Source organism: Neisseria sp. (assembly GCF_030530745.1).
Taxonomy (GTDB): Bacteria; Pseudomonadota; Gammaproteobacteria; order Burkholderiales; family Neisseriaceae; genus Neisseria.
In genome coordinates this window covers 1-19,271 of sequence record NZ_JAUMUI010000007.1, presented here as the reverse complement: position 1 = coordinate 19,271, position 19,271 = coordinate 1, and the positions used below count along the sequence as shown (strand labels likewise).

The window sequence follows — 19,271 nt, the reverse complement described above, 5'->3', positions numbered from 1 at the left end:
TTACAAATCGAAAGACTGCACCACGTTCACATGCAAACGCGCATCCACATTACCGCGCGTGGCGTTGGAATACGGGCATACGGCATGCGCTTTTTCAATCAGTTTCTTCGCATCTTCCACGCTCAAGCCCGCAACCGTAATCGTGATGTCCAAATCCAGGGCAAAGGCGCCGTCGGCTTTTTGGCCGATGCCCACGCCCACGGTGGTGCTGGATGATGTCGGTTTCAAGCCCAAACTCGGGGCAACGTGGTTCATCGCGCTGTCGAAACAGGCGGCGTAGCCCATGGCAAACAATTGCTCTGGGTTGGTGCCCTGTTTGCCGTTGTCGTTTTGAAAGCCGACCAAATCAAAGCCGATCGAGCCGTCGTCCACCTGCGTATGGCCGTCGCGGCCTCCGGTGGCGGTGGCCGATGTTTTGTAGAAAATTTTCATTTTAAGCTCCTGTATAAATCAAAGTTGTTGAATCAAATAATTTTGATAGCCGATTTCTTCAATCAAGCCCAAATGTTCGGCAAGCCAATTAGTGTGCTCTTGCTCATCCACGATGAATTCCTCAATCATGCGCCGGCTGATGTAATCATCAGCAAATTCCGCCACAAGCGCATTCAGCTCTGCCATGCCTTTAATGCCTTCCTGATAATCATAGGCCAACATTTCACGAATATCGTCAAAAACAGGAAAAGCATCAATCGCGACTTCGGGCATACCGCCAAGTTCCAGCAGGCGGGCGTTGACGCGTTGTGCTTCCTGCCACTCATCCTGTGCTTCTGCCTGCATTTTGTCTGCCAGCTTGGGGTAGCCTTTTTGTCGGATAATCTCGGCATGAATGCTGTGCTGCTGCGAATTGCCAAACCAAGTTTTGGCCATTGCTTTCAAGATTGCGAGTTGCCTGTCTTTTGCCATGTCAGTCTCCTATTTAACAGTATAGATGAGGTTTCATTATATTGATGTTTACGAATAGGGAGTATATGATTCCTCCAAATCACTTGCCTGTTTCTCCAAAAAACCATGCTTTCAAACAAAAACCTTGAGCGGCTGCTCAAGCTTATCCCGCACAACCAAACCTACCGCTCCCCCATTAAAGGCTTGGTTATCCACCACTGCGACCGGCCGTTTTCTTATGAAAACGTGATTCAGGAACCAAGCATTTGCATTGTGGTCAGAGGCGAGCGGGAAATACGGCTGGGGGAGCAACACTTGCTGTTTGACAGCCGCCATTTCATGTTTTGCCCCGTGGATATTCCGATGTGCGGTAAGATTACCCGCGCCACGCCGGCCGAGCCGTTTGTGGTACTGTCGATGAAAATCGATTTGCAGGCGGTCGGCAAAATCCTGCTGGAGCAGGCCGTATCGGTTCGGGACGACGAAGCCGATGCAACCGCTTTTGCGCAATGGCATTTAAGCGCCCATCTGGCCGACGCTTTCGAGCGCTTATTGCTCTTGCACGAAAATCCAAACGACATTGCCTTTCTGGCGCCGCTGTTCCAGCAGGAAATCTACTACCGCCTGCTCACGGGCGAACAGGGCGGCAAGCTCAAACAGATGGCGAGCTTCGGCTCAAACACGCAGAAAATCACCAAAGCCACGGATTACCTGCAAGCGCACTTTCGCGACGCCATACGGGTGGAAACGCTGGCCGGATTGTGCGGCATGTCTTTATCGGGCTTTCACCACCACTTTAAGCAACTCACTACGCTCTCACCCCTGCAATACCAAAAATCGCTGCGCTTGATGGAAGCCAAGCGGCTGATTTGCCAAGAACATTTATCCGTTTCCGGCGCAGCCTACCAAGTGGGCTACGAAAGCCCCAGCCAGTTCAGCCGCGAATACAAACGCTATTTCGGCACGGCTCCGGCGGCCGATAAAAGCAGTTTGGCCGTCTGAAATATTTCAGACGGCCTGATTAGGTTTAGAATGGCAGCCGTTTAACCGTATCAAAAAAGGAATAAAAATGACCAAAATCGCCCTCGTTATCGGCAGCTTGAGCCGCCAATCCATCAACCGCGCCGTGGCCGAACACATCGCCGCGCAAGCGCCCGCAGGCGTGGAAATCGAAGAAGTGCAAATCAGCGACTTGCCGCTCTACACGCAAGACCTCGATGCCGAAAACGTGCCGCCCTACGAACGCGTGCGCGCGCAGCTCAAAGTGGCCGACGCCGTGCTGATTGTCAGCCCCGAACACAACCGCGCCATGCCCGCCGCCGTGAAAAACATCATCGACACCGCCTCGCGCCCTTACGGCCAAAACGTGTGGCAGGGCAAAAAAGCGGCCATCGTTACCGCATCGCCCGGCAGCTACGGCGGCATCAACAGTGGCCTGCAAATCCGCCAAAGCCTGCAATCGCTGGGCGCCGACGTGTTAATCGCCCCCGAAGTGTTCCTAAGCCGCGCCAACGCCGCTTTGGACAACGGCAAAGTGGCCGACGAGCGCACCGCCGGATTTTTAAACAAATTCGCCGCCGCCTTTTACGCTTGGGCGGGGCAATAAAGCGAAAGGCCGTCTGAACGCTTGTTTGCAGGCTTTCAGACGGCCTATCCATACATCAACTTTAAAGTAAATAAACATGAACAAACCTGCAATCGTATTGGTACACGGCTTTTGGGGCGCCGCCGCCCACTGGGCCAAAGTGATTCCCCTCTTGCACAAGCAAGCGTAGGTTGGGTTGTTAAACCCAACATATTGATGCTTTTATCCAACCTACCGTGCCGTGCTTGCCCGATGCGCAACTCACCAATAATCCTTTTCCCTCGAAATCAACAAGCGTAATATTTACACCTGCTTGAAAAATCCGGAGAACAAACATGAACGAAAGCGCCGTCATTATCGCCACTGTGGTCGTCGCACATTTCTTGGCCTTAATCAGCCCCGGGCCGGATTTTTTACTCGTCATCCGCAGCGCCCTGCGCAACAACCGCCGCCGTGCAGTCGGTGTGGCCTTGGGTATCGCCTTGGCAAACGGCATCTATATTGTTTTGTGCATGGTCGGCGTGGGTGCCGCAATTGCCCATTCCATATGGCTGATGTTTCTCTTGAAAATCATAGGCGGTGTTTTTTTGCTCTATGTGGCATACGGCGCATTGCGCGCCAAACGCAGCGATTACGCCTTTATCACGCAAACACCGCAGGATACCCGGCAAAAAGCAGCGCCGTCTTTTTGGGCTGAATTTTTCCTCGGCATCGCCTCGGGCCTGTCCAACCCGAAAAACATTGTCTTTTATTTAAGCCTGTTTTCGGTAGTGCTGACCCCGCAAATCAGCATGGGGCTTACCGTTGCCTTAGGCGTGTGGATGGTGTTGTTGGTTTTCGTATGGGATACGATGATTATATTCGTACTCTCGCAACACAAAGTGCGCCGCGCCTTCGGCAAAGCCGCTTTTTATGTGGATAAAACCGCAGGCATCCTGCTTGGCCTGATGGGTGGGAAATTGCTGCACAGTGCGGTGAAAGAAACGGTTTGAATGCGCCAACACCGCGCCTTACCCTTAAGCAGCGGCAAACCGATACGCCTGCCTTTTCAAGCCATACCGGCACCTCAATGACATACGTCATACTCGGGCTTGACCCGAGTATCTTTTTGTTGAGACCTTTGCAAAGGTTTCAGGCCGCCTGAAAATGATTTTCAGACGGCCTGAATATATTTTACAGAAACTCCGAACGAATGCTTTGCTGCGGCTGCCGCCAAACCCTCCGTTCAGCTGCCGCCCTGCACGGCCTGTGATACCAGTTTGCATGCGTCTTCGTCGCCGCCGCTGCACGACTGCAGAAACAGCGCATGGGCTTTCTCGACGTTTTTCGCCACACCACGGCCTTCCAAATACATATGCCCCAAATTATATTGGGCCACCGCGCTGCCGCGGTCGGCGGCCTGCGTGTACCACAGGGCGGCTTTCTGCGCATCGGCTTCCACGCCGCGGCCTTCATCGTAAAGGAAGCCGATTTCTGCCTGCGCTTCCGCCAAGCCTTGCTTAGCGGCCTGTTCATACCAATAGGCGGCCTGTTTCATGTCCTGCTTCCCCCCCGTGCCGTGCGCATACATATAGGCAAGGTTTTTCTGGGCGGTGTCGTCGCCGCTTTCGGCCGCCTGTTCAAACCACTCGAATGCCTGTTTGTAATCCTGCGCCACACCGTAACCGTAAAAATACATGAGGCCGAGGTTGTTTTGGGCATGGCCGTTGCCCTGCGAGGCGGCTTTGCGGTACCACGACACCGCCGTTTTGGCGTTTTCTTTCACGCCGCGGCCTTCGTGATACATGGTGCCCAAATGCGCCTGCGCACCGGCATGGCCTTTTCTGGCAGCCTTGAGATACAGTTTGGCTGCGCGTTCGTGGTTCTGTTCGACACCGCTGCCGGTTTCATAGGCCAGTGCCAGCTCGTATTGCGCCTGTTGGTCGGGCACCCGGGTGTCGGCAGAAGCCGGCAGGGAAAAAACGGCTGGCACCGCGGCAGCTAAACAGAAATATGCGTTTTTTTTCATGGTTCGATACAAAGTTATTATTCCAAAAAAATAATAACAAAAGCATATTAATCAGATTCAAAATAAAGATATGCGGATATTTTTTAGTGCCCAAGGGTATATCCGGCGCGGTTTTGCGCTTACAATCGGCTTTTTTGCGCCGCCGTTCAGACGGCCTCCACCATCCAGCAGGAACCTCTATGGCAAAAGCCCCGAAAACCGTTTACCAATGCAGCGAATGCGGCGGCACCGCACCCAAATGGCAGGGCAAATGCCCGCATTGCGGCGAGTGGAACACGCTGCAAGAGAGCCTCGCCGCGCCCGAGCCGAAAAACGCGCGTTTCCAATCGTGGGCGGCGGATACGGCGCAGGTGCAGGATTTGTCAAAAGTTACCGCCGTCGAAGTGCCGCGCGAGCCGACCGGCATCGGCGAACTCGACCGCGTGCTCGGTGGCGGCTTGGTCGGCGGGGCGGTAATTCTGCTCGGCGGCGACCCCGGAATCGGCAAATCGACGCTGCTGCTGCAAACCGTGGCGGTGATGGCGAAAAGCCGAAAGGTGCTGTATGTGTCGGGCGAAGAATCGGCGCAGCAGGTGGCGCTGCGCGCGCAGCGTTTGGGTTTGAAAAGCGAAGGCGTGAACCTCTTGGCCGAAATCCGTATGGAAGCGATTCAGACGGCCTTGAAACAGCACAGGCCTGCCGTTGTCGTTATCGATTCGATTCAAACCATGTATTCCGACCAAATCACCTCCGCGCCCGGCTCGGTGTCGCAGGTGCGCGAATGCGCCGCCCAGCTTACCCGCATGGCCAAGCAGATGGGCATTGCCATGATATTGGTCGGCCATGTTACCAAAGACGGCGCCATCGCCGGCCCGCGCGTGCTGGAGCACATGGTCGATACCGTGCTCTATTTCGAGGGCGACCAGCATTCCAACTACCGCATGATACGCGCCATCAAAAACCGCTTCGGCGCGGCCAACGAATTGGGCGTGTTCGCCATGACCGAACACGGCTTGAAAGGTGTGTCCAACCCTTCGGCCATTTTTCTGGCCAGTTACCGCGACGATGTGCCCGGCTCGTGCGTGTTGGTTACGCAGGAAGGCAGCCGCCCGCTGCTGGTGGAAATTCAGGTGCTGGTGGACGACGCGCACGGCTTCACGCCCAAGCGGCTCACCGTCGGCCTCGAACAAAACCGCCTCGCCATGCTGCTGGCCGTGTTAAACCGCCACGCGGGCATCGCCTGCTTCGACCAAGACGTGTTTTTAAACGCGGTGGGCGGCGTGAAAATCAACGAACCGGCGGCCGACTTGGCGATTATCCTCGCTATGTTATCCAGCTTCCGCAACCGCCCGCTGCCCGAAAAAATGGTGGCCTTCGGCGAAATCGGCTTAAGCGGCGAAGTGCGCCCCGTCGCGCGCGGGCAGGAGCGGCTGAAAGAGGCGGAGAAACTGGGGTTCAAACGTGCGGTGGTGCCCAAAGCCAACCTGCCGCGCAATCCGAAAGAGTTTCCCAACTTGCAGATTTTCGGCGTGGCCGGTTTGCAGGAAGCGGTGGAGGTGTGCAGGGATGCGGCGGAATAGCAATGGTGCGCGAAACCTTTTTTGGGTTATGAAGTGAAGAAAGTACGAACCGAGTAATCCAAGTTATAGTGGCTTAAATTCAAAATAGTACAGCGTTGCCTCGCCTTGCCGTACTATTTGTACTGTCTGCGGCTCGGCGCCTTGTCCTATTTTGAATTTAAGCCACTATATAAACAAGGCCGTCTGAAAAATCTTTCAGACGGCCTGCCGTTATCTGTAATGCCCCGTCAGCGGTGCGGCCTGCGCTGGCCTTTCATCTGCTGCTGTGCCATCTGGTTCATCTGCTGGCGGGTCGGGCGGTTTTTCATCATGGCGTGCGCTTCTTCCACCGAGCATTTCTGCGACAGGCAGATGATGGTAACCGCATCTTTCTGCGCCTGTCCGCCGGTGTGGTACATACGGCGCAGGTTGGCTTCGTTGACGCGGCCTTTTTCGGGGTCGATGTCGAACTTTTTCAGGCGTTCGAGAAACTGGCGCTGCTGGCGGCGCGTTGTCCAGATCATGCCGCCGATAACGCCCGCCATCACGGCAACGGCCAGCAGAATGGCCACCGGCCACGAATCGGTGAATAAAACGAATATCAGGCTCAGCACGGCCGTGGCCAAAACGGCCAAGCCGCCCAAGCGGAGTTTGGTTTTGTTATCCATGCGGGTGTTCCTTACAATCTTCTCGGTTCGATACAGGCCGTCTGAAAGCAGTTGCCGCGCGGCGGAAAGGTTTCAGACGGCCTTTTTGAAAAACAGGCGCATTATAGCCTTATCCCGCCAATCCCGTAACCAGATGTTTGAATTCGGCCCATGCGTTGCCCTCTTCTGCTCCTTTGATGATGCGGTCGATGCGGGCGCAGTCTTGCAGGGCGGCAAGCAGGCGGTTGATACTGATGCGTTTGACCGCCGCCGGCGCCAAGGTTTGCTTGTCCCCCCACAGGCGCAGGCTGTTGCGCACGGCCTGCACGCTCTGCCCCTGCTTGAGGGCGGCGGTTAAGCGGATAAGGGTGCGGACGTCTTCGGCCACCGCCCACAACAGCAGCACGGGTTCTTCGCCTTCCGCTTCCAAACCCTCGAGCAGGCGCGCCACGCGGGGGGCGTCGCCTCCCATCCATGCGCCGGCGAGCTGGAACACGTCGAAACGGGCCACGTTGGCAACGGCGGCTTCGGCATCGGCCATGTTGACCAGATGTCCTGCGGGGTGCAGCAGGGCGAGTTTGTCGATTTCCTGCTTGGCAGCCAGCAGGTTGCCTTCTACGCGCTCGGCAAACAGCGCCAGCGCGTCGGCTTCGATATCGAGGTTGAGGCGGTTCAGACGGCCGCGTATCCATTGCGGCAGCGCGGCGCCGGTAACAGCTTTGGCCTCCAGCACCACGCCGTGCGCCGCCAGTGAGGCAAACCATTTGGCCTGCGTTTGGGCCCGCTCGAGCTTGGGCAGCATCACCACGGTTACCGTGTCTTCGGGCAGGCGTTCGGCCAGCGTTTGCAGTGCGTCGCCGCCGTTTTTGCCGGGCTTGCCACCGGGAATGTGGATTTCCAAAAGTTTCAAATCGGCAAACAGCCCCATGCTGCCTGCCGATTGCAGAAGTTCGTTCCAATCAAAAGCGTTGTCGGCGGTATAAACCTCGCGGTTGAGGTAACCCTGTTTTTTGGCGGCGGCGCGCAGGCCGTCCAAAGCTTCCACACGCAGCAGATCTTCTTCGCCGTGTATCACATACAGGGGCTTGAGCGGCAGTTCGGGCGACAACCCGCCGATATTCATCACCGGCATTACTGCGCTTTCAAAAAGGTGAGGCGGCGCACAATCTGGTCGGCGGCATCGGTGCGCATTTCCGACCAAATGGTGTTTTCTTCTTCGGCCTTACCCAAAACTTCGCTGTCGGCATAATCCATTTTGCGCTCGACCTGCACCGCTATCGGTTCGCCCACGGGTCGGCCGTTCACACTGGCCTGCGCTTCCACCTGCAACACCAGCAGGTATTCGTTGATGACGGCGGCGCGGGTAACGGTGAACACATCGCGGCGGGTGCCGATATGATTCACTGTTACCGTGGCCTGCGCTTCGGATGCGCCCACCGGTTTGCCGCTGGCGCGGCGCAAGGCATTTTCAAGCGGCTGCTGCATGGATTGGCCGTTGGCAACGTGCCAAGATTGATAAGGCAGCGTGCCGGACATGCCGCCCATTCCTTTTAAGTGGAAACCGCAGGCGGCCACCAGCAGCACGGCGGCGGCTAACAAAATCTTTTTCATAAAGCTCTTCCATTTGGTAGAGAAACAGACCGGGTTTGGATTATAGCCCAGCGGCGGAAAGTTTGTCAGGCCGTCTGAAAAACGGTTCGCCGCCGGTTCGGCTCAGTCGATATGTGATGTAAAACCCGTGATAACAAACACGGTTTTATTTTAAACGCTGAAAACTTCGCTGCGTTTGTTCACGGCTCGTTTTCAGACGGCCTAACCGATTTTGGAGTACAATTATAGCTTTTGCCCGCCCGCTTTTTGCCATGTCTAAAAAACCCAAACACGAACTTGAAAACAACAAACTCAACAAACGCCTGCGTCATGCCGTGGGCGATGCAATCAACGATTTCAACATGATTGAAAACGGCGACAAAATCATGGTGTGCCTCTCGGGCGGCAAAGACAGCTATGCGCTTCTGGACATTCTGCGCCAGTTGCAAGCCTCCGCGCCGGTGGATTTCGAGCTGGTGGCCGTCAATCTCGACCAAAAACAGCCCGGCTTTCCCGAACACGTTTTGCCCGAATATCTCGAAAGCATCGGCGTGCCGTATAAAATCATCGAAGAAGACACTTATTCGGTGGTCAAACGCGTGATTGAAGAAGGAAAAACCACCTGTTCGCTGTGCAGCCGCCTGCGCCGCGGCGTGCTCTACCGCGTGGCCAAAGAATTAGGCTGCACCAAGATCGCTCTGGGCCACCACCGCGACGACATTCTCGAAACCCTGTTTCTAAACATGTTTTACGGCGGCAAACTCAAAGCCATGCCGCCGAAACTCGTGAGCGACAACGGCGAACACATCGTTATCCGCCCGCTTGCGTATGTGAAAGAAAAAGATTTGGAACGTTACGCCGAAGTCAGGCAGTTCCCGATTATTCCCTGCAATTTGTGCGGTTCGCAGCCCAACCTGCAACGGCAGGTGATTAAAGAAATGCTGCAAGACTGGGACAAACGCTTTCCCGGCCGCATCGAAAGCATGTTTTCCGCCCTGCAAAACGTGGTGCCTTCCCACCTGGCCGACACCGGCCTGTTCGACTTCGCCGGTTTGCAGCGCGGCCAAAAACTGAAACACGGCGGCGATCTGGCTTTCGATAAAGAAACCGTGCCGCAGCAGTTTTCAGACGGTCTCAAAGCGGAAAATGGCGAAATCAGGCTGCCCGCCGCCGCGCCGAAAAAAGTGATCAATATTCTGGCGAGCAAACCCAAATAAGGCTGCAAATGTTTCAGACGGCCAAAACCATTCAGGCCGTCTGAAAAGCAAAACCGCCTTGTTTCTGCGTATTTTCCCCTTTTTATCCCGCGCGCAAACTGTTACATTAGGGCGTGTAGTCAGAATGCTTGCGAAGCGGTTTTTTGAGGAAAAATCCGCAGATGCAAGGCAAAAAGCACAGCAAGATTAGACATCTTGCGAGCATTTTAGCTTCGCAAGTCCGCTTCGCTACCTAACGCGCAGATGCGGATTTAAACCAAAAATACCGCCGCAACACTTTCTGACTACACGCCCTAACCCACCTGAAAGGCCGTCTGAAAACCATGCACTATTTCAGCATCCACACTCAAGAAGGCGATCATTTGGGCTTTTTCATCATGCTGCCCGACAACGAATCCGAAAACCCGCCGCAAAGCGGGCGTTTCGCCGTGAAGCTGCAAAGCGAAAACCCGCCGCAGGAAACCGCCGCCGTGCGCGCGCTTGCCGCCTGCCAAAACACCGGAACGCCGCTTTATTGGGCGCTCGAAAAAGACCATGTCGCCCTGTTTGACGACAACGCCGCCCTCGGCCGCATACGCGGCGAATACCTGACCCTTGCCGGCCAAACGCTGGTGCTCAACAATTTAACGGGAACCCTCTAATGGAAAGCGTGTTTATCCTGATACCCATCAGCATTATTCTGGCGTTTCTGATTGCCTATTTTTTCTGGTGGTCGGGCAAAAACGGCCAGTTCGACGATTTGGAAGGCCCCGCCCACCGCATTCTGATGGACGATGATTCCACCGACAAACAAGCCGCCGACAAGCCGCAAGAAAAACAACAAAATGAGCCTTAAAGACAACCTCAACTTCCCTACCAGCCGCCGCTTCGCCCCGCTTTTCGGCACGCAGTTTCTCGGCGCTTTCAACGATAACCTGTTTAAAACCGCGCTGTTCGTGATGATCAGCTTCTACGGCCTGGGGCAGAACGATTTCCTGCCCGCCAGCCAGATGCTCAACCTCGGCGCGCTGCTGTTTATCCTGCCCTATTTTCTGTTTTCTGCGATTTCAGGGCAGCTGAGCACCAAATTCGACAAAGCCGGGCTGGCACGGGTAATCAAGGTGTTGGAAATCGTGGTGATGGCGGCAGCGGCTCTCGGCTTTTATATGCAGTCCGCCCCCCTGCTGCTGTTCTGCCTGTTTTGCATGGGCGCGCAATCCACGCTGTTCGGCCCGCTGAAATACGCTATCCTGCCCGATTACCTCAACGATAAAGAGCTGATTATGGGTAACAGCCTGATCGAATCGGGCACGTTTCTGGCGATTCTGTCCGGCCAGATTCTCGGCACGGCGGTGGCGGGCATTCCGCCGCATATCGTCGGCATCATGGTGGTAGCGGTGGCGGCAGCAGGCACGGTTACCAGCCTGTTTATGCCGTCAGTTCCCGCCAAAGACCCCGCCGCCCGCCTCGAACCCAACATCGCCAAAGGCACTTGGGTGCTGTTGAAAGAAACCTTCGCCCAACGCGAACTCTACGCCGCCATCATCGGCATTTCGTGGTTTTGGTTCGTCGGCTCGGTTTACACCACCCAACTGCCCACATTCACGCAAATCCACCTCGGCGGCAACGACAACGTATTTAACCTGATGCTGGCGCTGTTTTCCGTCGGCATCGCCGCCGGCTCGGTGTTGTGCGCCAAAGTCAGCCGCCAACGGCTGCACTTGGGCTTGGTGGCCGTGGGTGCGCTCGGCCTGACCGCCGGCGGCCTTTTGCTGGTTTGGCTCACGCACGGCCAACGCTTTACCGGGCTGCAAGGTTTGGGCTGGTTTTTGTCGCAGGCCAACGCCTACCCCGTTATCCTCACCATGATTGCCATCGGCTTTTTCGGCGGCTTTTTCTCGGTGCCGCTCTACACTTGGCTGCAAACCGCCAGCAGCGACGCCTTCCGCGCACACGCAGTGGCCGCCAACAATATCGTCAACGGCCTGTTTATGGTAACCGCCGCACTCTTGAGCGCCGCGCTGCTGTGGCTGTTCGACAGCATCACCCTTCTTTATCTGGCGGTGGCGGCGGGCAACCTGCCTCTGATTGCCTATCTGATCAAACTTGAACCCCAGTTTTTAAGCAGTTTGAAAAGCTTTCTGAAAAAATAAGCCCGGTATACAAAAAGGCCGTCTGAAATATTTAATGCCGTGTTTTCAAAAGCGGTATAACGGTATTAAATATTTCAGACGGCCGGAAATCCAAATGCGGACAGCATTAAGGTTGACAGGGTGGAAACAATTCCAACCCATACCAGAACTGTTGCACGCCCTATTCTTCCCGCTCCCCGCCCAAAATCATTGATCCGATGCCGGAGTCGGTAAAGATTTCCAGCAGCAGCGCATTGGGCACGCGCCCGTCGATAATGTGGGTGGCTTTCACACCGTTTACCGCCGCCTCGACCGCCGAGCTGATTTTCGGCAACATTCCGCCGTGAAGCGTGCCGTCTGCAATCAATTCATCGATACGTTTCGGCGTGAGGTTGGTGAGCAGGTTTCCGTTTTTATCGAGCACGCCCGCGATATTGGTCATCATCAGCAGTTTTTCAGCACTTAACTCTTCGGCCAGCCTGCCTGCCACCAAATCGGCATTAATGTTAAAGGCTTCGCCGTTACGGCCTACACCGATAGGGGCGACCACGGGAATATGACCATAAGCGATGATGCTTTTAATCAGCGAGCAGTCGATGCTTTCCACCACGCCCACTTGGCCGATGTCCACACCGTTGCGCTCGGGCGTATTGATAAACAGTTTTTGGGCGCGGATAAAATGGCTGTCGCGGCCGGTAATGCCTACGGCTTTGCCGCCGTGCAGGTTGAGCAGCGATACAATTTCTTTGTTTACATGACCGCCCAGCACCATTTCCACAATATCCATGGTTTCGCTGTCGGTAACACGCATGCCCTGCACAAACTCGCCTTCTTTACCCACCTTATTGAGCATACCGTTAATCTGCGGGCCTCCGCCGTGCACAATCACAGGGTTGATACCCACCAGTTTCAACAGCACCACGTCTTTGGCAAACCCGTCTTTCAGCTGCGGATCGGTCATGGCGTTGCCGCCATATTTAATAACGATGGTTTTGCCGGAAAAACGGCGGATATACGGCAAGGCTTCCGATAGGATTCCGGCCTTTTGAACCGCGCTGATATGCTGTGTGTCACCCATGAGATTTTCCCTTTGAATCATTGGTTTCAGACGGCCTATGTTATACCAATCCGAAAAAATAAGCTAACAGCCCGAAATTGCAGCCGTTTTAAAAATCAGAACCGCACCGGAACAATACTGCCGCCAACTTCAGAAACCTGCCGTTTCCGCACAGGCTCAAATAACGATACTCAAACGTTTCAAACAGTCTGAGGCCTTTGCAAAACCGTCAGATGCGGATGCGGTTCAAGGCGCAGCAGCACAGCGGGCAGGGCAGTACCTAACGGGCATAAGCGCACAACGCAGAAATGCGCCGCAGATGGCGGTTTTGCAAAGGCCTCAGTCTTGTCTTTTATTCTGTCTCACTATAGGTTATTCCATTGTATGCACCGACTTTCCCCAAACATCTGCTGTTTTTGCAGATAAAAATACCCGGGTCAATCCCGGGTATGCTGGAGCGGAATGTTGAAAACCGGCCTTGACAGTACCTGCTTTTTGTCCGTCAGGCTTCTGCGTTATCGCCCGCAGCCCCGTCGGCCGCACCTTCTGTTTCGGCGTTTTCACTATCATTTTCCACGCCTCCGCCTTCTGCGGGCACGTCTTCGTCTTCTTCCGGCTCGGCAATCCTTTCCAAACTTACCAGCGTTTCGCCTTCGTCGAGGTTGATCAGGCGCACGCCTTGGGCGGCGCGACCGGTTTCGCGGATTTGCTCGACTTTGGTGCGGATTAACACGCCGCCACTGGTAATCAGCATCAAATCGTCGCTTTCGTTAACCAAAGTTGCGGCCACCAATTCGCCGTTGCGCTCGCCGGTGTCGATGGCGATGATGCCCTGCCCGCCTTTGCCTTTTCGGCTGTAATCTTCAATCGGCGTGCGTTTGCCGTAGCCGTTTTGCGTGGCGGTGAGTACCTGTTGCTCGGTGTTGTCGGGCGCGGAAACCAGCAGGCTGACAATGCGGCCGCCTTTGGGCAGGCGCATACCGCGCAGGCCGCCGCTGCCGCGGCCGGACGGGCGCACGCCGTTACCTTTCAGCACGGGCGCATCGGCGCCGTCCGTTTCGTCGTGTTCGGTTTCTGCTTCCGCATCAAGGCCGTCTGAATCTTCGTTTTCCAAATCGTCGGCCTCGCCGTTGCGCTCGTAATATTCGTTAAAGCGGATGGCTTTGCCGAGGTTGGAGAACAGCATGATGTCGCTGGTGCCGGAGGTTTTGGCCACGCCCACCAGCGAGTCGCCGTCTTTGAGGGCGATAGCCTTGATGCCTTGCGTGCGCACGTTTTTGAAGGCGGAAAGCTGCACTTTTTTCACCATACCTTGTGCGGTGGCGAAGAATACGTATTCGTCTTCGGGGAACTCGCGCACGGCCATGATGGCGCTCACTTTTTCGCCTTCGTCGAGCTGAATCACGTTGTTAATCGGACGGCCGCGGCTGTTGCGCCCTCCTTCGGGAAGTTTGTATACCTTAATCCAGTGGCAGCGGCCCAAATTAGTGAAACACATCAGGTAATCGTGGGTATTGGCCACGAACAGGGTTTCGATAAAGTCTTCGTCTTTTGTGGCGGCAGCCTGTTTGCCCCGTCCGCCGCGGCGCTGCGCCTGATAATCGGTGGTGGGCTGGGTTTTGATGTAGCCGCCGTGGGTAAGCGTTACCACCATTTCGCGCGGCGGAATCAGGTCTTCGTCGGCAATATCGCCGCCGAAGGGGTTGATTTCGCTGCGGCGCCCGTCGCCGAAGTTGGTTTTGATTTCTTCCAATTCTTCGTGAATGATGGCGGTAATGCGCTCGGGCTTGGCTAAAATATCCAGAAAATCAATAATCTGACCCATGATGGTTTTGTAGTCGGCCACGATGGTGTCTTGGTCGAGGCCGGTGAGGTTGCGCAGGCTCATGCGCAAAATGGCATCGGCCTGAATATCGCTCAAAAAGTAGCCGCCCGCCTGCAAACCCAAGCCTGCGGGCAGGCCTTCGGGGCGCGCCATCTGCATATCCAAATCGGTGCGGCTGAGCATTTCGCCCACCAAGCCTGACTGCCACGGGCGCGACAGCAGTTTTTCTTTCGCTTCGGGCGCGTCGGCGGATTCTTTAATCAACTGAATCATCTCGTCGATGTTCGACAAAGCCACTGCTTTGCCTTCGGCGATATGGCCTTCATGGCGCGCTTTTTTCAGGCGGAACAGGGTGCGGCGGGTAACGACTTCGCGGCGGTGGCGTAGAAACTCGCTCAAAATCTGTTTCAGGTTCAACAGGCGCGGCTGGCCGTCGACCAAGGCCACCATATTGATGCCGAAGCTGTCTTGCAGTTGGGTGAGTTTGTAGAGCTGGTTGAGCACCACTTCGGCGTTTTCGTTGCGCTTGAGTTCAATCACCACGCGCATACCCGATTTGTCGGATTCGTCGCGCAAATCGGAAATGCCTTCCAGAACTTTGTCGCGCACCAGTTCGCCGATTTTCTCCACCAATTTGGCTTTGTTTACCTGATAGGGGATTTCGTCGATGATGATGGCTTCGCGCTCACCGTTTTTGCCGATAGGCTCGATATGGGTTTTGCCGCGCATCACCACGCGGCCGCGGCCGGTTTTATAGCCTTCGCGCACGCCGCCCAATCCATAGATGGTGGCGCCGGTGGGGAAATCGGGGGCTTTGATGATGTTGATGAGTTCGTCGATATCGGTTTGCGGCTCAGCCAAGAGTTTCAGGCAGGCATCGATGGTGTCGGGCAGGTTGTGCGGCGGGATATTGGTGGCCATGCCCACGGCGATGCCGGAAGAACCGTTAACCAGCAAGGCGGGAAAACGGGTGGGCAACACCAGCGGCTCGCTTTCGCTGCCGTCGTAGTTGGGGCCGAAGTTAACGGTTTCCTCTTCTATGTCGGCCAGCATTTCGTGTGCGATTTTCGCCATGCGGATTTCGGTATAACGCATGGCTGCCGCACCGTCGCCGTCAACCGAACCGAAGTTGCCCTGGCCGTCGACCAACACATAGCGCATCGAAAAATCCTGCGCCATGCGCACGATGGTGTCGTATACGGCAGAATCGCCGTGCGGGTGGTATTTACCGATAACGTCGCCGACGATACGGGCAGACTTTTTATAAGCACTGTTCCAATTGTTTTTCAGCTCGTGCATGGCATACAGCACGCGGCGGTGCACGGGCTTCAAGCCGTCGCGCACATCGGGCAGCGCGCGCCCCACAATCACGCTCATGGCGTAATCGAGGTAGCTGCGGCGCATTTCTTCTTCAAGGCTGATGGGGAGGGTTTCGAGGGCAAAATGATGGTCGTTGCGTGTGGTTGCGTCGGTCATGGCGGAATAGTGATTTCATAGAAAAAATTTTGCGTCATTTTAGCATAAAACACGCCTGAATTGGCGCGTTCGGGATATTTTGTAAAACACCGGAACCGTCTGAAAAATTCCGCCTTTTCCGTGCAGATAACCCGCCTGCGTCTTTCAGACGGCCTTTTCTGCAAGCATATGCTAAGCTGCGTAAAAAATGCCCGCCGCAGCCGTGCGCCGTTGCGCCCGCCTGTCCGCCACCTTACAATGACGGCGTTTCCAACCCACGGAGAGCCTTATGCGACGTATTCTGCTGCTTGCGTTGGCCGCAACCGCCCTGCAGGTTTCCGCCGCCCCGCACCACGATAAAGACACCCTCGAAAACACCCGCTATCAAGAAAACGAAGCCGACAAAGCGGCGCGCGAATTCAAAGAAGCCGATGTTGCCCTGCCCGCTTTTCCCGACACGAAAAGCAGCGGCTGGTTTGATATTTATGTGGGCAACAATTTCGGTAAACAGCCGAAAATCCTGCTCGACAGCATCAGCCGTGCGCCCGACGGCACTATCCGTTATGTGTTGAACGTGCAGTCGCAACAGGGGCACGACAATTTAACCGCCGAAGGCATTTACTGCTCGCCCACTTCTTTCGGCGGCGAGAGCAAACGTTCGTCTTATAAAGTGTTCGGTTATGGTGATCCGGTTAACAAACGCTGGATTGCACCGCGCACAGGCGGCTGGAAAAACATCGGTTCGATTCTCAGCGGAGCCGACCCCGTACGCGCCCCCCTTTTCCGAGCATTCTGCGAAGACGGAACACCTTCCGATCTGAAAAAACTGAAGCAGCGGGTTATCGAACGGGCGGGCAAACATCCGCCTTCTATGATGAACCGCAGCAAATAACCCCAAAGGCCGTCTGAATAACCAAACTGCCCCAAGATCTCGGGGGTAAAGCATCTCTTTCTCAGACCGCCCCTGCCAGCCGGTTTCTTTTCAATGTAACAGAACCCGGCTTTTTCCAACGCCTTTCAAAATATTCTTCACACACTTATCTCTGCTGTATCTTTATCACCCCTGCATTGCTCCATAACAGCACCGGCAAGGCGTTTGGCCGACGCACCGCTATCAGCCTTGTGTCTTTATCGTAGGCATTAACCGGCATATGTGCCGTCAACTCTTTGCCGTTCGGCTCAATCACAATACGCACATCATTACCGCGCACTTTTTCAGGCACAATAAACACCAATCGGCGGTCATTTGTTACTTAAGTTGGAAAATACCCAATTTTTTTCGAGATACAGTTGAAATTTTTCCCGGTCTGTTTCTTTCCGAATATTACGATGTTATGATTATTAAATAATAATATTCGGAATAATAACATGAGTATCAAACAGTGGCCCGAAGGGGAAAGGCCGCGCGAAAAACTGCTGGCGCGCGGCGCGGGGGCGTTAAGCGATGCCGAGCTGCTCGCGATTCTGTTAAGGGTGGGTACGCGCGGCATGAGCGCGGTGGATCTGGCACGCCACCTGCTCAACGAATTCGGCAGTTTGGGGAAATTGCTGAGTGCCGACGCCAAAACCCTGTCGGCACACAAAGGCATGGGTTTGGCGGGCTACACGCAGTTTGCGGTGGTGCGCGAAATCGGCCGGCGCGTGCTGGGCGAAGAATTGCAGGAAAACACCGTTTTCAACCGCCCGCAAGACGTAGCCGACTTACTGCGGCTGCATTTGGGGCACGAGCGGGTGGAGGTGAGTGTGGCGCTGCTGCTTAACCGCCGCAACCAACTGATTGCCCTGCACGAACTGTCGCGCGGCACGGTGGCGGAAAACACGGTGTATGTGCGTGAAATCGTAAAGCTCTCGCTCGAACATTACGCCACTGCCGTAATTATCGCCCACAACCACCCCGGCGGTTCACCCGAGCCGTCAAAGTCCGACATCGCCTTCACCCGCCGCCTGGCGCAGGCGCTGGATTTGGTAGACGTGGTTCTGCTCGATCATTTTGTTGTTACGGCACGGCAGGCGGTGTCATTGCACGAACGCGGCTTGATGGACAGGGAAATGTTGGAAAAAGAACAGGTTGCGGTTTTATAGTGGAAATTAAATTTATCCGTTATATAAAAGCTTTGAGGCCGTCTGAAAGATTTTCAGACGGCCTCAAAGCTTTGCAAACCATATCGGCAGCTTCAAAAAACTGCCCTCGGTGCATTTTGCAAAAACCCCAAACTTTGCGGCCGCTTAACCCTGTGTGAGCAGGCTCAGCGCTTCGCGGTATTTTTCCACCGTTTTGCGGATGATTTCATCGGGCACTTTCGGTGCGGGCGCCTGTTTGTTCCAGCCGCTTTGTTCCAGCCAGTCGCGCACGAACTGTTTGTCGAACGAGGGCGGGTTAGTGCCGACGCGGTATTGGTCGGCCGGCCAGAAGCGGCTCGAGTCGGGCGTGAGCACTTCGTCCATCAGCGTCAGCATGCCGTTTTCGTCGAGGCCGAATTCGAATTTGGTGTCGCAGATGATGATGCCGCGGGTTTCGGCGTATGCGGCCGCTTCGGTGTAGAGCTGAATGGCTTTGCGGCGCACTTCGGCGGCCAGCTCTTTGCCGATGATGGCTTCGCATTCTTCAAAGCTGATGTTTTCGTCGTGATCGCCCACGGCGGCTTTGGTGGAGGGGGTGAAAATCACTTCGGGCAGCCGCTGCGCCTCCTGAAGGCCTTCGGGCAGTTTGATGCCGCACACGGTGCCGGTTTGCCGGTAGTCTTTCCAGCCGCTGCCGGCCAGGTAGCCGCGCACGATGGCTTCCACTTTAACCGGTGTGAGCTTTTTGGCAACCACGGCGCGTTTTTCCAACGCACGCGCTTCGTCTTCAGGCAGCACGTCGTAAACAGTATCGCCGGTAAAGTGGTTGGGCATGATGTGGGCGAGTTTGCCGAACCAGAAATTGGAAATCTGGGTGAGGATTTCGCCTTTGCCGGGAATCGGGTCGTCAAGAATCACATCGAAGGCGGAAAGGCGGTCGGAAGCGACCATAAGCATACGTTTTTCGTCGATTTCGTATAAGTCGCGGACTTTGCCGGAATAGATTTTTTTCAGGCTGATGGCAGACATGTTTTTTCCAAGAATGTTTCAACACACAGGGCAGCATAAAGCTATGTTATGTATTGCCCTGTTCTGGAAAGGGCACGCCCTTATCGGATAAACCAAATTTTACCGCCGCAAACGGCGGGGGTTCAACCGAAAAGAAATTTCTGATGAGCGGCTTGGCTTGCAAGGCCGCCATTTTAGCTTAGGGGCTTAGGAAGCAAATTTACCCTAACGTCATTTTCCGCAACATCTTCAGCAGTACTTTGTAGAGGTCGTCATGCCTGTGGTTG

Annotated in this window: 20 protein-coding genes and 1 pseudogene; 10 read left to right on the top strand and 11 right to left on the bottom strand. The window is 55.2% G+C overall.

From position 1 onward, the window contains the following. Positions 1-432 (bottom strand): organic hydroperoxide resistance protein, encoded by a 432-nt coding sequence (locus Q3970_RS04045; protein ID WP_303099324.1) that lies wholly within the window; start codon positions 430-432, stop codon positions 1-3. Between the two features lie 18 nt (positions 433-450). After that, positions 451-903 carry a bacterioferritin gene (locus Q3970_RS04040; protein ID WP_303099323.1) on the bottom strand — a complete coding sequence of 151 codons (453 nt, stop codon included), beginning with the start codon at positions 901-903 and terminating at the stop codon, positions 451-453. Positions 904-1,008: 105 nt separating this feature from the next. Here Q3970_RS04040 and Q3970_RS04035 point away from each other — a divergent pair, with 105 nt between their 5' ends. The 3 genes from Q3970_RS04035 (at position 1,009) to Q3970_RS04025 (ending at position 3,459) form a co-directional block, all read left to right on the top strand. Further along, positions 1,009-1,884, top strand: a complete 876-nt coding sequence (locus Q3970_RS04035; protein WP_303099322.1) for an AraC family transcriptional regulator — start codon at positions 1,009-1,011, stop codon at positions 1,882-1,884. A gap of 67 nt (positions 1,885-1,951) precedes the next feature. Next, entirely contained in the window at positions 1,952-2,488 is a 537-nt protein-coding gene (locus Q3970_RS04030) for an NADPH-dependent FMN reductase (RefSeq protein WP_303099321.1), read from the top strand. A gap of 314 nt (positions 2,489-2,802) precedes the next feature. Next, positions 2,803-3,459, top strand: coding sequence for a LysE family translocator (locus Q3970_RS04025; RefSeq protein ID WP_303099320.1), 657 nt, complete (start codon positions 2,803-2,805; stop codon positions 3,457-3,459). Positions 3,460-3,692: 233 nt separating this feature from the next. On the opposite strand, the gene Q3970_RS04020 is transcribed toward Q3970_RS04025, so the two are convergent. Beyond that, entirely contained in the window at positions 3,693-4,439 is a 747-nt protein-coding gene (locus Q3970_RS04020) for a tetratricopeptide repeat protein (protein ID WP_303099319.1), read from the bottom strand. Positions 4,440-4,654: 215 nt separating this feature from the next. On the opposite strand from Q3970_RS04020, the gene radA reads away from it, so the two are divergent. Then, a complete protein-coding gene (gene radA, locus Q3970_RS04015) occupies positions 4,655-6,034 on the top strand; it encodes a DNA repair protein RadA (protein WP_303099318.1) in 1,380 nt (459 codons plus the stop codon). A 227-nt stretch (positions 6,035-6,261) separates the two neighbouring features. Here radA and Q3970_RS04005 read toward each other — a convergent pair whose 3' ends face one another. The 3 genes from Q3970_RS04005 to lptE all read right to left on the bottom strand — a co-directional run bounded on the left by Q3970_RS04005 (position 6,262) and on the right by lptE (position 8,271). Further along, positions 6,262-6,681: a hypothetical protein gene (locus Q3970_RS04005; RefSeq protein WP_085365738.1), complete on the bottom strand. Its 420-nt coding sequence runs from the start codon at positions 6,679-6,681 to the stop codon at positions 6,262-6,264. Positions 6,682-6,790: 109 nt separating this feature from the next. After that, positions 6,791-7,792 (bottom strand): DNA polymerase III subunit delta, encoded by a 1,002-nt coding sequence (gene holA / locus Q3970_RS04000; RefSeq protein WP_303099317.1) that lies wholly within the window; start codon positions 7,790-7,792, stop codon positions 6,791-6,793. Continuing rightward, complete coding sequence (gene lptE / locus Q3970_RS03995) at positions 7,792-8,271, bottom strand: LPS assembly lipoprotein LptE (RefSeq protein ID WP_303099316.1); 480 nt, start codon at positions 8,269-8,271, stop codon at positions 7,792-7,794. The genes holA and lptE overlap by 1 nt, the downstream gene beginning before the upstream one ends. A gap of 251 nt (positions 8,272-8,522) precedes the next feature. Here lptE and ttcA point away from each other — a divergent pair, with 251 nt between their 5' ends. The 4 genes from ttcA (at position 8,523) to Q3970_RS03975 (ending at position 11,599) form a co-directional block, all read left to right on the top strand. Continuing rightward, a complete protein-coding gene (gene ttcA, locus Q3970_RS03990; protein ID WP_303099315.1) occupies positions 8,523-9,467 on the top strand; it encodes a tRNA 2-thiocytidine(32) synthetase TtcA in 945 nt (314 codons plus the stop codon). A gap of 323 nt (positions 9,468-9,790) precedes the next feature. After that, positions 9,791-10,108, top strand: a complete 318-nt coding sequence (locus tag Q3970_RS03985; RefSeq protein ID WP_303099314.1) for a hypothetical protein — start codon at positions 9,791-9,793, stop codon at positions 10,106-10,108. Then, complete coding sequence (ccoS, locus tag Q3970_RS03980; RefSeq protein ID WP_257067761.1) at positions 10,108-10,302, top strand: cbb3-type cytochrome oxidase assembly protein CcoS; 195 nt, start codon at positions 10,108-10,110, stop codon at positions 10,300-10,302. Before Q3970_RS03985 ends, ccoS begins: the two co-directional genes overlap by 1 nt. After that, positions 10,292-11,599 (top strand): MFS transporter, encoded by a 1,308-nt coding sequence (locus Q3970_RS03975; RefSeq protein ID WP_303099313.1) that lies wholly within the window; start codon positions 10,292-10,294, stop codon positions 11,597-11,599. Before ccoS ends, Q3970_RS03975 begins: the two co-directional genes overlap by 11 nt. Before the next feature lie 160 nt (positions 11,600-11,759). On the opposite strand, the gene argB is transcribed toward Q3970_RS03975, so the two are convergent. The 3 genes and pseudogenes from argB to gyrA all read right to left on the bottom strand — a co-directional run bounded on the left by argB (position 11,760) and on the right by gyrA (position 15,936). Beyond that, positions 11,760-12,656 (bottom strand): acetylglutamate kinase, encoded by an 897-nt coding sequence (argB, locus tag Q3970_RS03970; RefSeq protein ID WP_303099312.1) that lies wholly within the window; start codon positions 12,654-12,656, stop codon positions 11,760-11,762. Positions 12,657-12,835: 179 nt separating this feature from the next. Further along, positions 12,836-12,978, bottom strand: a pseudogene (locus tag Q3970_RS03965) (lipoprotein signal peptidase). 159 nt (positions 12,979-13,137) lie between these two features. After that, positions 13,138-15,936 carry a DNA gyrase subunit A gene (gyrA, locus tag Q3970_RS03960; protein WP_303099311.1) on the bottom strand — a complete coding sequence of 933 codons (2,799 nt, stop codon included), beginning with the start codon at positions 15,934-15,936 and terminating at the stop codon, positions 13,138-13,140. Positions 15,937-16,204: 268 nt separating this feature from the next. Here gyrA and Q3970_RS03955 point away from each other — a divergent pair, with 268 nt between their 5' ends. Beyond that, positions 16,205-16,807, top strand: coding sequence for a CNP1-like family protein (locus Q3970_RS03955; RefSeq protein WP_303099310.1), 603 nt, complete (start codon positions 16,205-16,207; stop codon positions 16,805-16,807). Positions 16,808-16,952: 145 nt separating this feature from the next. On the opposite strand, the gene Q3970_RS03950 is transcribed toward Q3970_RS03955, so the two are convergent. Continuing rightward, the gene (locus Q3970_RS03950; protein ID WP_303099309.1) at positions 16,953-17,150 is read right to left on the bottom strand and encodes a hypothetical protein; all 198 of its coding nucleotides are present in this window, start codon (positions 17,148-17,150) and stop codon (positions 16,953-16,955) included. Between the two features lie 133 nt (positions 17,151-17,283). On the opposite strand from Q3970_RS03950, the gene radC reads away from it, so the two are divergent. Beyond that, a complete protein-coding gene (gene radC / locus Q3970_RS03945; protein WP_303099308.1) occupies positions 17,284-17,997 on the top strand; it encodes a DNA repair protein RadC in 714 nt (237 codons plus the stop codon). Between the two features lie 144 nt (positions 17,998-18,141). Here radC and Q3970_RS03940 read toward each other — a convergent pair whose 3' ends face one another. After that, positions 18,142-19,005 carry a phosphoribosylaminoimidazolesuccinocarboxamide synthase gene (locus Q3970_RS03940; RefSeq protein WP_303099307.1) on the bottom strand — a complete coding sequence of 288 codons (864 nt, stop codon included), beginning with the start codon at positions 19,003-19,005 and terminating at the stop codon, positions 18,142-18,144. Between the last annotated feature and the right edge of the window lie 266 nt (positions 19,006-19,271).

Excerpts from the sequence above, each read along its gene's own strand:
- Q3970_RS04045 (WP_303099324.1), bottom strand. The coding sequence starts at position 432 with ATGAAAATTTTCTACAAAACATCGGCCACCGCCACCGGAGGCCGCGAC.
- Q3970_RS04040 (WP_303099323.1), bottom strand. The coding sequence starts at position 903 with ATGGCAAAAGACAGGCAACTCGCAATCTTGAAAGCAATGGCCAAAACT.
- Q3970_RS04035 (WP_303099322.1), top strand. The coding sequence starts at position 1,009 with ATGCTTTCAAACAAAAACCTTGAGCGGCTGCTCAAGCTTATCCCGCAC.
- Q3970_RS04030 (WP_303099321.1), top strand. The coding sequence starts at position 1,952 with ATGACCAAAATCGCCCTCGTTATCGGCAGCTTGAGCCGCCAATCCATC.
- Q3970_RS04025 (WP_303099320.1), top strand. The coding sequence starts at position 2,803 with ATGAACGAAAGCGCCGTCATTATCGCCACTGTGGTCGTCGCACATTTC.
- radA (WP_303099318.1), top strand. The coding sequence starts at position 4,655 with ATGGCAAAAGCCCCGAAAACCGTTTACCAATGCAGCGAATGCGGCGGC.
- Q3970_RS04005 (WP_085365738.1), bottom strand. The coding sequence starts at position 6,681 with ATGGATAACAAAACCAAACTCCGCTTGGGCGGCTTGGCCGTTTTGGCC.
- holA (WP_303099317.1), bottom strand. The coding sequence starts at position 7,792 with ATGCCGGTGATGAATATCGGCGGGTTGTCGCCCGAACTGCCGCTCAAG.
- lptE (WP_303099316.1), bottom strand. The coding sequence starts at position 8,271 with ATGAAAAAGATTTTGTTAGCCGCCGCCGTGCTGCTGGTGGCCGCCTGC.
- ttcA (WP_303099315.1), top strand. The coding sequence starts at position 8,523 with ATGTCTAAAAAACCCAAACACGAACTTGAAAACAACAAACTCAACAAA.
- Q3970_RS03985 (WP_303099314.1), top strand. The coding sequence starts at position 9,791 with ATGCACTATTTCAGCATCCACACTCAAGAAGGCGATCATTTGGGCTTT.
- ccoS (WP_257067761.1), top strand. The coding sequence starts at position 10,108 with ATGGAAAGCGTGTTTATCCTGATACCCATCAGCATTATTCTGGCGTTT.
- Q3970_RS03975 (WP_303099313.1), top strand. The coding sequence starts at position 10,292 with ATGAGCCTTAAAGACAACCTCAACTTCCCTACCAGCCGCCGCTTCGCC.
- argB (WP_303099312.1), bottom strand. The coding sequence starts at position 12,656 with ATGGGTGACACACAGCATATCAGCGCGGTTCAAAAGGCCGGAATCCTA.
- gyrA (WP_303099311.1), bottom strand. The coding sequence starts at position 15,936 with ATGACCGACGCAACCACACGCAACGACCATCATTTTGCCCTCGAAACC.
- Q3970_RS03955 (WP_303099310.1), top strand. The coding sequence starts at position 16,205 with ATGCGACGTATTCTGCTGCTTGCGTTGGCCGCAACCGCCCTGCAGGTT.
- radC (WP_303099308.1), top strand. The coding sequence starts at position 17,284 with ATGAGTATCAAACAGTGGCCCGAAGGGGAAAGGCCGCGCGAAAAACTG.
- Q3970_RS03940 (WP_303099307.1), bottom strand. The coding sequence starts at position 19,005 with ATGTCTGCCATCAGCCTGAAAAAAATCTATTCCGGCAAAGTCCGCGAC.